This window comes from Alloalcanivorax venustensis, from assembly GCF_047495515.1.
GTDB classification, from domain to species: domain Bacteria; phylum Pseudomonadota; class Gammaproteobacteria; order Pseudomonadales; family Alcanivoracaceae; genus Alloalcanivorax; species Alloalcanivorax venustensis.
Window position 1 is genome coordinate 1,583,834 of sequence record NZ_CP179934.1, and the last position, 12,089, is coordinate 1,595,922.

The following is a 12,089-nucleotide window of genomic DNA, read 5'->3' on the forward strand; positions in this document are numbered from 1 at the left end:
TGCTGGCCGGGCTGGCGTTTCTGCAGTTCGCGCCGCTGCCCGCCGCGCTGAGGGCCGGCGACTACGCCACCCTGATGCTGGACCGGCAGGGACGGCCGCTGGCGGCGCGCATCGCCGCCGACCAGCAGTGGCGCTTCGCCCCGGTGGCGCGGGTGCCGGACAAGTATCGCCGGGCGCTTCTCACCTTCGAGGACCGCCGCTTCGAAGCCCACCCCGGCGTGGACCCGCTGGCGGTGCTGCGCGCCGCCCGCGACAATCTGGCCGCCGGCCGGGTGGTCAGCGGCGGTTCCACCCTGACCATGCAGCTGGCCCGCCTGCTGCGCGCCGACCCGCCGCGCACCTTCCCGGAAAAAGCCCGCGAAGCGGTGCTAGCGCTGCAGCTGGAGTGGCACCTGGATAAGGACGAGATCCTGCGCCAGTACGCCAGCCGCGCGCCGTTCGGCGGCAACACCGTGGGCCTGCGCGCCGCCGCCTGGCGCTATTTTCAGCGGCCGCCGGAGCAGCTCAGCTGGGCGGAAGCGGCGTTGCTGGCGGTGCTGCCCAACAGCCCGGCGCTGATTCATCCCGGGCGCGACCGGGAACGGCTGCGCGCCAAGCGCGACCGTCTGCTGGAAACGCTGCGAGAGCAGGGCGCGCTGGACCGGGACGACCTGGCCCTGGCCCGTCTCGAGCCGCTGCCCCGGGTCCAGGCGTTGCCGTCGCTGGCGCCCCGGTTGCTGGATACGCTCACCGCCGGCGGCGGCGCGCCGCTGCTGCGCACCACCCTGGACGCGGACCTGCAACGCCGGGTGCGCGACCTCGCCGACCACCACGGCCAGCGGCTGGGGCGCCAGGGCGTGCACAACCTGGCGGTGGTGGTGATCGACCACCGGGCGATGGCGGTGCGCGCCTACCTGGGCAACGTCAACCACGGCGACCCGCTCACCTACGGCGCCGCCGTCGACATCGCCGCCCGGCCGCGCTCCACCGGCAGCGTGCTCAAGCCGCTGCTGTACGGCTCGATGCTGGACGCCGGGCAGCTGCTGCCGGGCACCCTGGTGTCCGACCTGCCCACCAATTACGGCGGCTACAGCCCGGAAAACTTCGACCGCGAGTACCGCGGCGCGGTGCCCGCCCACGAGGCGCTGGCCCGCTCCCTGAACGTGCCGGCGGTGCGCATGCTGCGCCGCTACGGGGTGGGCCGGTTCCACGATCAGCTGCGGGCGCTGGGCATGACCACGCTGTTCCGGCCCGCCGACGGCTACGGGCTGACCCTGGTGTTGGGCGGCGCGGAAGGCACCCTGATGGAACTCACCGGCATCTACGCGCGGCTGATCGCCACCGCCCGGGACGGCGCCGCGCCGCCGGCGGCGCTGTTGTCCGGCGTGCATCCGGTGGCGGCGCCGTTCCCGATCAGCCCCGGCGCCGCCTGGCTCACCCTGGACGCCCTGCGCGAGGTGGCGCGCCCGGGCACCGCCCGGCAATGGCGGCTGTACCGCTCCAGCCAGCCGATCGCCTGGAAGACCGGCACCAGCTACGGCCTGCGCGATGCCTGGGCAATCGGCAGCAACGGCCGCTACACGGTGGGCGTGTGGGCCGGCAACGGCAACGGCGAACCGGCGCCGCACCTGGGCGGCGCGGACACCGCCGCGCCGCTGATGCTGGACGTGTTCAGCCTGCTCGGCACCGAGCCCTGGCCGGCGGCGCCGCTCAACGATCTGAAAACCGTGCGCGCCTGCGTCGACGACGGCTATCTGGCCGGCGGCCGCTGCCGGGCGGAAGACGTGCTGGCGCCCCTGCACAGTCACTTCCAGACCGTCACCCCGCACCACCGCCGCGTGCACCTGGACGCCAACGGCCAGCGCGTGCACAGCGGCTGCGAGTCGGTGGCCAATATGCGCGCGCGGGACTGGTTCGTGCTGCCGCCGGCCCAGGCCTGGTTCTATCGCCAGCGCCACCCGGACTACCGGCCCCTGCCGGCCTGGCGGGCGGACTGCGCCGCCGGCGCCCGGGCCCTGGACACCACGCCGCCCATGGCGGTGATCTACCCGCACGCCGGCGCCGGCCTGTTCATCCCCCGCGAACTGGGCGGCGAGCGCGGCCGGGCGGTATTCCGGGTGGTCCACGAGCGGCCCGGCGCCAGCCTGTTCTGGCACCTGGACGACCAGTACCTGGGCCGCACCGACCACTTCCATGAGTGGGCCCTGCGGGCGTCGCCGGGCTGGCACACCCTCACCCTGGTGGACGACCAGGGCTTCCGCTTGCAACGCCGTTTCAAAGTGCTGGGCGATCACTGACCCGCCGTCTTCACCCGCCATTCGCCACGGCTCTCCGACACTGAGCGCGCAGCCAAGGAGACGCCATGCGCACCGTAATCGTGATTCTCGCCGCCGCCGCGCTGGTGGCCGCCTGTCAATTGAGCCCCGACCGTCCGCCGGTGGAGACCGTGGATGATCTGGACCTGGACCGCTTCATGGGCGACTGGTACGTGATCGCCAACATCCCCACGCCGCCGGAGAAAGGCGCCCACAACGCCGTGGAAAGCTACGAGCGGCTTGGCGACGACAAGATCGGCGTCACCTTCGCTTTCAACGAAGACAGCTTTGACGGCGAGCGTAAGACCATGACGCCCACCGGCTTTGTCAGCGAGCAAAGCAACGCCATCTGGGGCATGCGCTTTATCTGGCCGTTCCGCGCCGATTTCCGGGTGCTGTATGTGGACGACGCCTATCGCACCACCATTATCGGTCGCCAGAAGCGCGACTATCTGTGGATCATGGCGCGCCGCCCGCAAGTGTCCGAGGATACCCTGCAGCGGCTGATTCAGGTCGCCGCCGACCGCGGCTATGACACCAGTCGTATCCAGCGCGTCCCGCAACGCTGGTGAGCCATCCTCCGCCGGTGAGCGCTTGAAGCTTGCCGGGGCGGCCCCATCCTCCTAGGGTGAAAGCCCACCGGAGTGAAGGAGACCCTGATGAAAATCCTGATTGCCGGGGCCAACGGCAAGATTGGCCGCCATCTGGTACGCGGCCTGGCGAACAGTGAGCATATCTGCCGGGCGATGGTCCGCGACCCCGCCCAGGAGTGGGAGCTGCGCCAGCTGGGCGCCGACGAAGTGGTGGTGGCGGACCTGGAGGGTGACTGCCGGGCGGCGCTGATCACCTGCGACGCGGTGGTGTTCACCGCCGGTTCCGGCCCCCACACCGGCCCGGAAAAAACCGTGGACGTGGACCAGAACGGCGCCATCAATCTGATCGACCAGGCCCAGGACATGGGCGTGGAGCGGTTCGTGATCGTCAGCTCCATGCGCGCCGACGAGCCGGACAGCGGCCCGGAAAAAATGCGCCACTACTTCATCGCCAAGCAGAACGCCGACAACCACCTGCGCGCCAGCAAGCTGGCCTACACCATCGTGCGGCCCGGCAAGCTCACCGAGGACGACGGCACCGGCCAGGTGCGCCTCGCCGAACGCTTCGAGGACTTCGGCGAGATCCCCCGCCAGGACGTGGCGACGGTGTTGCAGGCGGTGCTCGAAAACCCGGCCACCGCCGGCCGCGAGTTCGACCTGCTGTCCGGCGACCAGCCCGTCGCCGACGCCGTCACCGCCTTCGCCCGCTGAGGGATTTGTGGGAGCGGGCCCAGCCCGCGAAAGGGTGGCTTACAGCCACCCGGCAGGATTCCAGAGGCTTTTCTCTCCAGAGAGTCCGCACCGGGATCGGGTGTGCCCGTCCAGGACACGCCACGAGTACATCCCTGTAGGCTCGGCGTTTGGCCATCCCTGGCCAAACACGGTCCTGGACGGGCACACCCGATCCCGGCGCTCCTTGGGAGATTCGCCGCCACAAACCCCACTTCGTAGAAAGGTGCAGGCGGTGTTCTGACCCGTGGCGGTTCCGCTGCCTAGTGAGCGGGGCAATGGTGGTGCCTGGAGGGAGCTGTTTGGCCAGGGAGGGCCAAACTAACAGCGGCCATGGATGGCTTGAGCGGTCCCGGAAGGCACCACCATTGCACCGCGTCCCGGATTCGGAGCACCCAACATCTGAAAAACCAGGTCTCTGGGACCCTGCCGGGGCTTCGCCCCTTTCGCGGGCAGGGCCCGCTCCCACAGCCCGCTGCTACAGCCGCCACCGCGTCAGCGGCGGCGCTGGATCGGCATGCGGCGGCGGATGCGTTGCTCGGTGGTCAGGTCCGAGAAGTCGTCGGCCTCGAACAGATCGGCGCCCACCGGCGTGTCGTCGTTGCGGTGGAACAGCTCGATCAGCATGGCGCGGCGGTCGGCGCGCAGCTCCCACATCAGCACCCCCATCATCAGAAACAGCACCACCGCGAACGGCAGCGCCGCCACCAGGCTGGCGGACTGCAGCCCGCGCAGGCCGCTGGCCACGATCAGGGTGATGCAGATCGCGGAGATCAGCACGCCCCACGTCAGGCGTTTGTAGAGCGGTGGGTTGAGCGAGCCGTGGTCGGTCATCTGCGACACGATGTAGGAGGCGGAGTCCGCCGAGGTGACCAGGAACACGAACAGGATCACCATGGTGATCGCCGACAGGAAGGTGCTGTGCGGCAACACCTCGTACATCATGAACAGACCGTTGGCCACGTTATCGGACACCGCGCCGGCCAGATCCACGCCGCCGTTGAGCTGCAGGTCCAGGGCGGTGGTGCCGAACACGGCGATCCAGGCACAGGCCAGCAGCGGCGGCACCAGGAGCACGCCGAGCACGTATTCGGTGATGGTGCGGCCGCGGGAGATGCGCGCCACGAAGGTGCCCACGAACGGTGACCAGGCGATCACCCAGGCCCAGTAGAACAGGGTGAAGCGGTTCATCCAGTCGGATTTTTCGAACGGCGGGATGTTCAGCGCCATGTTGATGAAGTTGCCCAGGTAGCTGCCCAGACCGTTCACGAAGTTATCCAGGATCAACACCGTCGGGCCGGTGAACAGCATGTAGCCCATGAAGCCCAGGCACAGGCCCATGTTCAGGTTACTGAGCAGGCGGATGCCCTTGTCCAGACCACTGTAGGACGAGGCCATGTAGCACAGGAACATGGCGCCGAGGATGGCCACCTTGCTCCACAGGTTGTCCGGCCAGCCGAATACGGTTTCCAGCCCGCCGTTCATCTGCAGCACGCCCAGCCCCAGCGAGGTGGCCACGCCCATCACCGTGGCGAGCACCGCCAGCACGTCCAGGGAATCGGAAATCAGTTGCCGCTTGGGCAGGTTCTTGGTGACCGGCTCCACCATGGTGGACACCAGCCCGGGGCGGTCCTTGCGGAACTGGAAGAAGGCAATGATCAGGCCGACCAGGGAAAACGCCGCCCACTGACTGACCCCCCAATGGAAAAAGCTGTACTGCATGGCCAGGCTGGCGGCGGCGGTGGAGCCGGGTTCGGCCTGGCCGTGGGGTGGCTCCATGAGGTGCTGGATCGGCTCCGCCATGCCGTAGAACACCAGGCCGACACCGAAGCCGGCGGACAACAGCATGCTCAACCAGGAAAACACCCCGTAGTCCGGCTTGCAGTCCTGGGGGCCGAGCCGGATTTTCCCGTAGCGGCTCATCGCCAGCGCCAGCAGGAAGATCACGAACACGAAGGTGCTGATCAGATAGAACCAGCCGAAGTAGTGCCCGAGAGTATTGAGGGTGGCCTCGGCCACGTCCCGGAAGCGGTTGGGGGCGGTGGCGCCGATGGCCACCAGGACGGCCACCAGGCCGGCGGAGATGAGATAAACGCGGTGTCGTATAAGCATCCGCGTAGCCTAGCAGGCGCCCAAGCCACCGCCACCCCGGGCGGCCCGGCGGTTCAAAAATTATACATTTCGCCACCGGTACAAGGGTGGACGGGAAATATTCAACGGTTGTATAGTTTTTATTCATCAGGTGATGAATAACAGAATAAAAGCAAAAACGGGAGAACAATAATGCGTATAACAACACTGGCCGCCCTGGCGGGCGCGCTGCTCACCGCCGCCCTGTGCGCGGGCCCGGCCCAGGCCGGATCCTGGCAGGACAACCAATCACTGGGCGGTTTCAACAACGTCCATCTCTATACGCCGGACACCGATTCTCCGGTGGGTACCGGCAAGGCGCTGCTGATCGTATTGCACGGCTGTACCCAATCCATCAACGCCTACAAAACCGCCAACCTGGAAACCGCCGCCGAGGAATTCGGCATGGTGGTGGCGGTGCCGGACGCCATGAACAAGGCCGGCTTCAGCTGCTGGTCCTACTGGCAGGGCACCAAGTCGCGCAGCGCCGGCGACTATAAGAATCTGATCGATCTGGCCAACGAACTCTCTTCGGACAGCGGCCGGGGCATTGATCCCAACCAGGTGTACATCGCCGGGCTGTCGTCCGGGGCCAGCTTCGCCAACACCACCGCCTGTCTGGCGCCGGACGTGTTCGCCGGGGTCGGCGTGAGCGCCGGGCCCAGCGTCGGTACCAGCTCCAGCGGCGCCATCGGCCCCTGCGAACAGGCCGACGTGGAGAGCCGTTGCCGCAATCTGGGCGGCGCCTACCAGAGCGCCTTCGATACCCAGGTCGCGTCCATTGCCCACGGCGACGCGGACACCACCGTGAACACCTGCTATAACCGGCAAAACGCCGAAGGCATGGCGGGCCTGTACGGGGTCAGCGAGCTGGCCGGCAGCACCACCCTGAACCAGGACGGCGGCAGCGCGGAAGAGTACCTGTGGCAGGACGGCCGGGTGTCGATGCTGTGGTTCAACGGTCTCGATCATTCCTGGTCCGGCGGACAGGGTGCCTCCGGCAGTTATATCGGTAGCGCCAGCATCAACTACGCGCGCTACCTGGGTGAGTTCTTCAGCAATAACAACGCCCGGGTCGACCGCAACCTGGCGCCCTCGCTGTCCCAGGTCAGTGCCGCGCCGGACGGCGACCGCATTCAGGTCAGCGGTTACGCCGACGACGAGGACGGCACCGTGAGCCGTGTTGATGTCGTGATCGACGGCCTCGACGGTGGCGGCGACAACCTCACCGCCGGGGTCGACGGCAGCGGGTTCTTTCAGGCCGCCAGCGCTCCTCTGGTCGACGGCCTCTATGCCGTGGCGGTGGTCGCGGTGGACAACGATGACGGCGAGAGCGAACCGACCGTGGACACCGTGCGAGTAGGTCCGGAGCCGCCGCCGAGCGCGCCGGTGCTCAGTGATATCGGCGTCAGCCTGGACGGGCAGTGCGCCACCGTCAGCGGTGAAGTGGTGGACGAAAACCAGGATCTGGCCAGTGTCACGGTGACCTTTTCCACCGGCGCCACCGCCGCCGATCTCGACGGCGTGCGCTACACCGCCCGCGCCTGCGGCCTGTCCGGCGGCGCCAACAGCGCCACCGTGGTGGCCGAGGACCAGGGCGGCCTGAGCGCCAGCGACCAGATCGATTTTGTGATCGACGCGGGCCAGGTGGCCACCCTGGACCAGCACATCAGCGCCGGCCGTCTGGACTACACCAACTACGCCAACTGCTACCTGGAATACAGCACCGAGGCCTTCAAGCTGAATGAAATCGAAACCGGCGGCCAGTGCCAGTGGCAGGACGGTGACGCCAGCTGCGTGGGGCCGCTGCAGGCCTGTTCCGGCAGTGGTGGTGATGACGGCGGCGACGACGGCGGTGATCCGCCCACCGATCCGGACGACGGCTGCCAGGCGGAAACCACCTACAACTACTACCACAAGACCGCCGGGCGGGCGTACAGCACCGGGAACTATTACACCCCGGATTACTTCGCCCAGGGCAGTGACCAGCCGATGGCCGGCTCCACCTGGGGCACCACCGAGCTGCACAGCACCGACGGCGGCACCGTGTGGCAGGTGGGCGCCTGCCCCTGATTGTCCATCTTGTTGAATTTCCTCCCCTTGCGTACCATCCGATGCGCGCCCGGCCCCGGGCGCGTATCGCCCAGGGGAGGAACGGATGGCGAAGAAACCGGTGGGACGGCCCCGTGGCCGTAACGGTGAAAGCGGCGATCGTGGCGCCGCCATTCTTGATGTCTCGGAGCGGTTGTTCGCCCGTCACGGCTATGACGGCGTTACCCTGCGCACCGTCGCCCGCGAGGCCGGCGTCGATCTGGCGCTGATCAATTACTACTTCGGCCCCAAGCAGCAACTGTTCGACACCGTGTTCCAGCGCCGCGCGCGCATCCTCAACGACGACCGGCTGAAAGCGCTCAACGCCGCCCGCGCGGAAAGCGACCCGGTGCCCCTCGAGAAAATCATCGAAGCCTATCTGCGTCCGCTGGAAATGGCCCAGGAAAGCGAGGACCAGGGCTGGCGTAACTACTGCGCCCTGCTGGCCTACGTGAACACCTCCCCGGTGTGGGGCCCGGTGCTGATGAGCCGTCACTTCGACGCGCCCATGGAAACCTTCGTGGAAGCGCTGTCGGCCGCCCTGCCCAACACCGAGCGGGCCGACCTCTACTGGTGCTACCACTTTATGTCCGGGGCGATGACACTGACCTTCGCCAACACCGGCCGCATCAACGCCATGTCCGGCGGCCTGTGCCGGTCCGACGACTTCCAGACCGCCTACGACCGCATGATCCCCTTCGTGGTGGCCGGCTTCGAGCGAGTGTGCGGTCGTCTCAACAATCGCTGATCTCTAGGAGCAGGCCTGGTGGGAGCGGGCCTCGCCCGCGAAAGGGGCGAAGCCCCGGCAGGATCCCAGAGACCTTTCTAACGGCAGTACAAACAGCGTCTCTGGAATCCTGCCGGGTGGCTAAAGCCACCCTTTCGCTTGCAAGGCAAGCTCCCACAAACCGAGCTTCGTAGAAAGGTTCGGCACAGCCGCTTGCCCCTGCTGGAGAAACGACGGTCCGCTGTTACTCGGTATCGTCCGCCGGCGGCGCGGGGTCCTCTTCCCGGGGGGCGTCAGCGGCTTCCTCTTCTTCCTTGGGCGCCGCCGGCTCTTCCGGCTTGACGCCGTTGTCCTCGAGCGTCTGGTCCGACAGCTCCGCCTTGGCTTCCACTTCCTCGGCGCTCTTCTCCTCGCCGATCCGGTAGGCGGCGAAGCCGGCGTGCACCACCTGGTTCACCGCCATGCCCAGCACGCGGCCGTCGTAGGGCGCGATGATGGCGCTGCCGGTGTTGCTGATCGGGTCGGTGACGGTACCCAGGATCTCGCCCTTGCGCACCTGATCGTTGAGCTCCACCTCGGACAGCAGAATGCCGCCCTGGCCGGCGCGGATCCATTCCGATTCGAAGAACACCGGTTGCGGCGCGCCCCAGAAGCGGCTGGCTTTGCGCATGTCCAGGTTTTCCAGCAGCGTCTCCAGGGCCTGGACCCCGTAGTCCACCGCTTCGCCTTCGAGACGGTTGGGGCCGCCGGCTTCCATGGTCACCGCGACAATGCCTTCTTCCACGGCGGCGGCGCGCAGCATGCCGTCGCCCGGCGGGCTGTGCAGCACGGTCATGCCGCCGAAGTGCTTGGCGAACGCCACCACCTCGGACTTGTCCAGGTCGGCGCGCAGCTGCGGCTGGTTGATGCGCTTCTGGGAACCGGTGTGCAGGTCCACCAGGTAATCGCACTGGCGCACGATGTTGTTGAACAGGGAGAACGCCAGCCGGCTGGCGGCGCTGCCTTTTTCGTGGCCGGGGAAGTAGCGGTTCAGGTCGCGGCGGTCGCTGAGATAGCGCGAGCCGTTGCGGAAGCCGTCCAGGTTGACGATCGGCACGCCCACCACGGTGCCGGCCAGCTCTGCGGGTTCCAGTTCGTACATCAGGCGCCGCACCATCTCGATGCCGTTGAGTTCGTCGCCGTGCACGGCGGCGGTGAGGCACAGGCGCGGGCCCGGCTCGTTGCCGTGGGCCACCAGCACCGGCACCGGCGTGGCGATGGAGCGGAACGACTGGTCCGGGGCCCAGTGCAGGGTTTCGAAGGTGCCCGGTTGCACCGTCTTGCCGAGCAGTTCCAGGGGTTTGACGGTGTCGGCGTCGTCCTCTTCCTCGGCCTCGGAGGACGACGCCTCGTCCTGTTCCGGGGCGTCGTCACTGTCGGCGGCGGGCGCCTCGGCGGCCACGTCGTCTTCGCGTTCGTTGGCGGTCACGGTGCCGGCCAGGGCCAGCAGGATCAGAGTAATCAGCGGAATAATACGCGACACGGAAGCTTCCTTTTAGGACCGTTTCATGACTCTCGCTGGGCCAGTTCCTCCCAGCGCGCATAGTGCTCGTTCAGGCGTTGCTCCAGTTCCTGCAGCCGACGCTGGGCGTCGGCGATCTCGTCCTGGGGGCGCTTGTAAAAGTCCGGGTCGGAGAGTTCGGTCTGAACCTCGCCCAGCGTCGCCTCCAGGGTTTCAATCTGCTCGGGCAGCGCCTGCAGTTCCAGCTCTTCCTTGTAGGAGAGCTTGCGGCCGCCGCTGTCCTTCGCTTTCGGTTTCGGTTTGTTGGACGGCGCGGCGAGCTTGCCGGTTTTGACGTCGTCGCCCCGGTTCGGTTCCGGGCGCTGGCGCAGCCAGTCCTGGTAGCCGCCCACATAGGCGTTGGGGTCGCCGCCCTCGAACACCAGGGTGGAGGTCACCACATTGTCGATGAATTCCCGGTCATGGCTGACCAGCAGCAGGGTGCCCTGATAGTTGACCAGCTGCTCTTCCAGCAGCTCCAGGGTCTCCACGTCCAGGTCGTTGGTGGGCTCGTCGAGCACCAGCAGGTTGAATGGTTTGGTGAACAGCTTGGCCAGCAGCAGCCGGTTGCGTTCGCCGCCGGACAGCGAGCGCACCGGCTGGCGGGCGCGCGCCGGCTCGAACAGAAAGTCCTGCAGATAGCCCATCACGTGCTTCTTGCGGCCGTTGATCTCGACCACGTCGGAGCCTTCCGCCAGGTTGTCGAGCACGCTTTTATTGCTGTCCAGGGTGTCGCGCATCTGATCGAAGTAGGCCACCTGGAGCTGGGTGCCGTGCTTGACGGTGCCCGCGTCCGGGGTCAGCCGGTCCAGCAGCAGACGGATCAGCGTCGACTTGCCGCAGCCGTTGGGGCCGAGGATGCCGACCCGGTCGCCGCGCAGCAGGGTGATGGAGAAATCCCGCAGCAGCGGCAGGCCGTCGATGGCGTAGCGCAGATGCTCCGCTTCGATCACCACCTTGCCGGAGTTGTCGCCTTGCTGGATTTCCAGGCCGGCGGTGCCCTGGCGGTTACGGCGCCGGGCGTAGTCCTCGCGCATGCTCTTCAGGGCGCGCACCCGGCCTTCGTTACGGGTGCGGCGCGCCTTGATGCCCTGGCGGATCCAGCGCTCTTCCTGGCTGAGCTTCTTGTCGAACTCGGCGTTGGCGCGCTCTTCGTTTTCCAGCGCCGCCTGCTTGCCGGCCAGGTACTTGTCGTAATCGCCGGGCCAGCTGGTCAGTTTGCCGCGGTCCAGCTCGATAATGCGGGTCGCCAGCGAGCGGATGAAGGCGCGGTCGTGGGAGATGAACACCAGGGTGGCGGAGTAGCCCTTGAGGAAGGTTTCCAGCCAGCGGATCGCGTCCAGGTCCAGGTGGTTGGTGGGCTCGTCCAGCAGCAGGATGTCCGGTTCCTGGACCAGCGCCCGGGCGAGCAGCACACGGCGCTTCATGCCGCCGGACAGGCCGGCGAAGTTCTGTTCGCCGTTCAGGTTGAGCTTGGAGAGCACCGTGTCCACGCGCTGGAACAGCTGCCAGGCGCCGCGCGCCTCGATCTCATTGTTGAGGGTCTCGAAGCGGGCCAGGTTCTCATCCATGCGCTCCGCCTGGTCCGGATCGCCCAGGGCGCGACTCAGGTGGTCGTGCTCGTTGAGCAGCGTGCCCAGCTCGCCCAGGCCCTCGGCGACCATGTCGTGCACGCTGTGGTCCTGGTCCTCGGGCACTTCCTGTTCCAGGCGCGAAATCATCAGGTTCTGGGTGCTCTCGATCTGGCCGTCGTCGGCCTGCACCTCGCCGGCCAGGACCTTGAGCAGGGTGGACTTGCCGGAGCCGTTGCGGCCCACCAGACAGAGCCGCTCGCCGGCTTCGATGGTGAGGTCGACATTGTCGAGCAGGGGCTGCTCGCCGAAGTGCAGTTGAATCTGTCGCAGCGTGATCAGGGACATGAAAGCGCGTCGCGTTGAAATGAGGCGGCGAGTGTAACATTTACACTATGGCAATTATCGGATTTC

8 protein-coding genes are annotated in these 12,089 nt (G+C 67.3%); 5 read left to right on the forward strand and 3 right to left on the reverse strand.

Annotated elements, in window-relative coordinates; genetic code table 11:
• Positions 1-47 precede the first annotated feature (47 nt).
• From pbpC to ACMG4O_RS07580, 3 genes are all read left to right on the forward strand, one after another.
• Positions 48-2,276, forward strand: coding sequence for a penicillin-binding protein 1C (gene pbpC, locus ACMG4O_RS07570; RefSeq protein WP_414434860.1), 2,229 nt, complete (start codon positions 48-50; stop codon positions 2,274-2,276).
• Between the two features lie 65 nt (positions 2,277-2,341).
• Positions 2,342-2,866, forward strand: coding sequence for a lipocalin family protein (locus ACMG4O_RS07575; RefSeq protein ID WP_414434790.1), 525 nt, complete (start codon positions 2,342-2,344; stop codon positions 2,864-2,866).
• A gap of 87 nt (positions 2,867-2,953) precedes the next feature.
• Complete coding sequence (locus ACMG4O_RS07580; RefSeq protein WP_414434791.1) at positions 2,954-3,598, forward strand: SDR family oxidoreductase; 645 nt, start codon at positions 2,954-2,956, stop codon at positions 3,596-3,598.
• A 513-nt stretch (positions 3,599-4,111) separates the two neighbouring features.
• Here ACMG4O_RS07580 and ACMG4O_RS07585 read toward each other — a convergent pair.
• Entirely contained in the window at positions 4,112-5,728 is a 1,617-nt protein-coding gene (locus ACMG4O_RS07585; RefSeq protein WP_414434792.1) for a BCCT family transporter, read from the reverse strand.
• 171 nt (positions 5,729-5,899) lie between these two features.
• Between ACMG4O_RS07585 and ACMG4O_RS07590 the strand changes: the two genes are divergently transcribed.
• Both ACMG4O_RS07590 and ACMG4O_RS07595 read left to right on the forward strand, forming a co-directional pair.
• Entirely contained in the window at positions 5,900-7,819 is a 1,920-nt protein-coding gene (locus tag ACMG4O_RS07590) for an alpha/beta hydrolase family esterase (RefSeq protein WP_370203867.1), read from the forward strand.
• Between the two features lie 85 nt (positions 7,820-7,904).
• Positions 7,905-8,585 carry a TetR/AcrR family transcriptional regulator gene (locus ACMG4O_RS07595; protein WP_370184232.1) on the forward strand — a complete coding sequence of 227 codons (681 nt, stop codon included), beginning with the start codon at positions 7,905-7,907 and terminating at the stop codon, positions 8,583-8,585.
• Positions 8,586-8,808: 223 nt separating this feature from the next.
• Here ACMG4O_RS07595 and ACMG4O_RS07600 read toward each other — a convergent pair whose 3' ends face one another.
• Positions 8,809-10,086 (reverse strand): succinylglutamate desuccinylase/aspartoacylase family protein, encoded by a 1,278-nt coding sequence (locus ACMG4O_RS07600; protein ID WP_414434793.1) that lies wholly within the window; start codon positions 10,084-10,086, stop codon positions 8,809-8,811.
• A 23-nt stretch (positions 10,087-10,109) separates the two neighbouring features.
• Positions 10,110-12,023 carry an ATP-binding cassette domain-containing protein gene (locus ACMG4O_RS07605; protein ID WP_414434794.1) on the reverse strand — a complete coding sequence of 638 codons (1,914 nt, stop codon included), beginning with the start codon at positions 12,021-12,023 and terminating at the stop codon, positions 10,110-10,112.
• Positions 12,024-12,089 lie beyond the last annotated feature (66 nt).

Bases quoted from the DNA above. Each gene is read 5' to 3' on its own strand.
- ACMG4O_RS07605 (WP_414434794.1), bottom strand. From the start codon at position 12,023: ATGTCCCTGATCACGCTGCGACAGATTCAACTGCACTTCGGCGAGCAG.
- ACMG4O_RS07575 (WP_414434790.1), top strand. From the start codon at position 2,342: ATGCGCACCGTAATCGTGATTCTCGCCGCCGCCGCGCTGGTGGCCGCC.
- ACMG4O_RS07590 (WP_370203867.1), top strand. From the start codon at position 5,900: ATGCGTATAACAACACTGGCCGCCCTGGCGGGCGCGCTGCTCACCGCC.
- ACMG4O_RS07595 (WP_370184232.1), top strand. From the start codon at position 7,905: ATGGCGAAGAAACCGGTGGGACGGCCCCGTGGCCGTAACGGTGAAAGC.
- ACMG4O_RS07580 (WP_414434791.1), top strand. From the start codon at position 2,954: ATGAAAATCCTGATTGCCGGGGCCAACGGCAAGATTGGCCGCCATCTG.
- ACMG4O_RS07585 (WP_414434792.1), bottom strand. From the start codon at position 5,728: ATGCTTATACGACACCGCGTTTATCTCATCTCCGCCGGCCTGGTGGCC.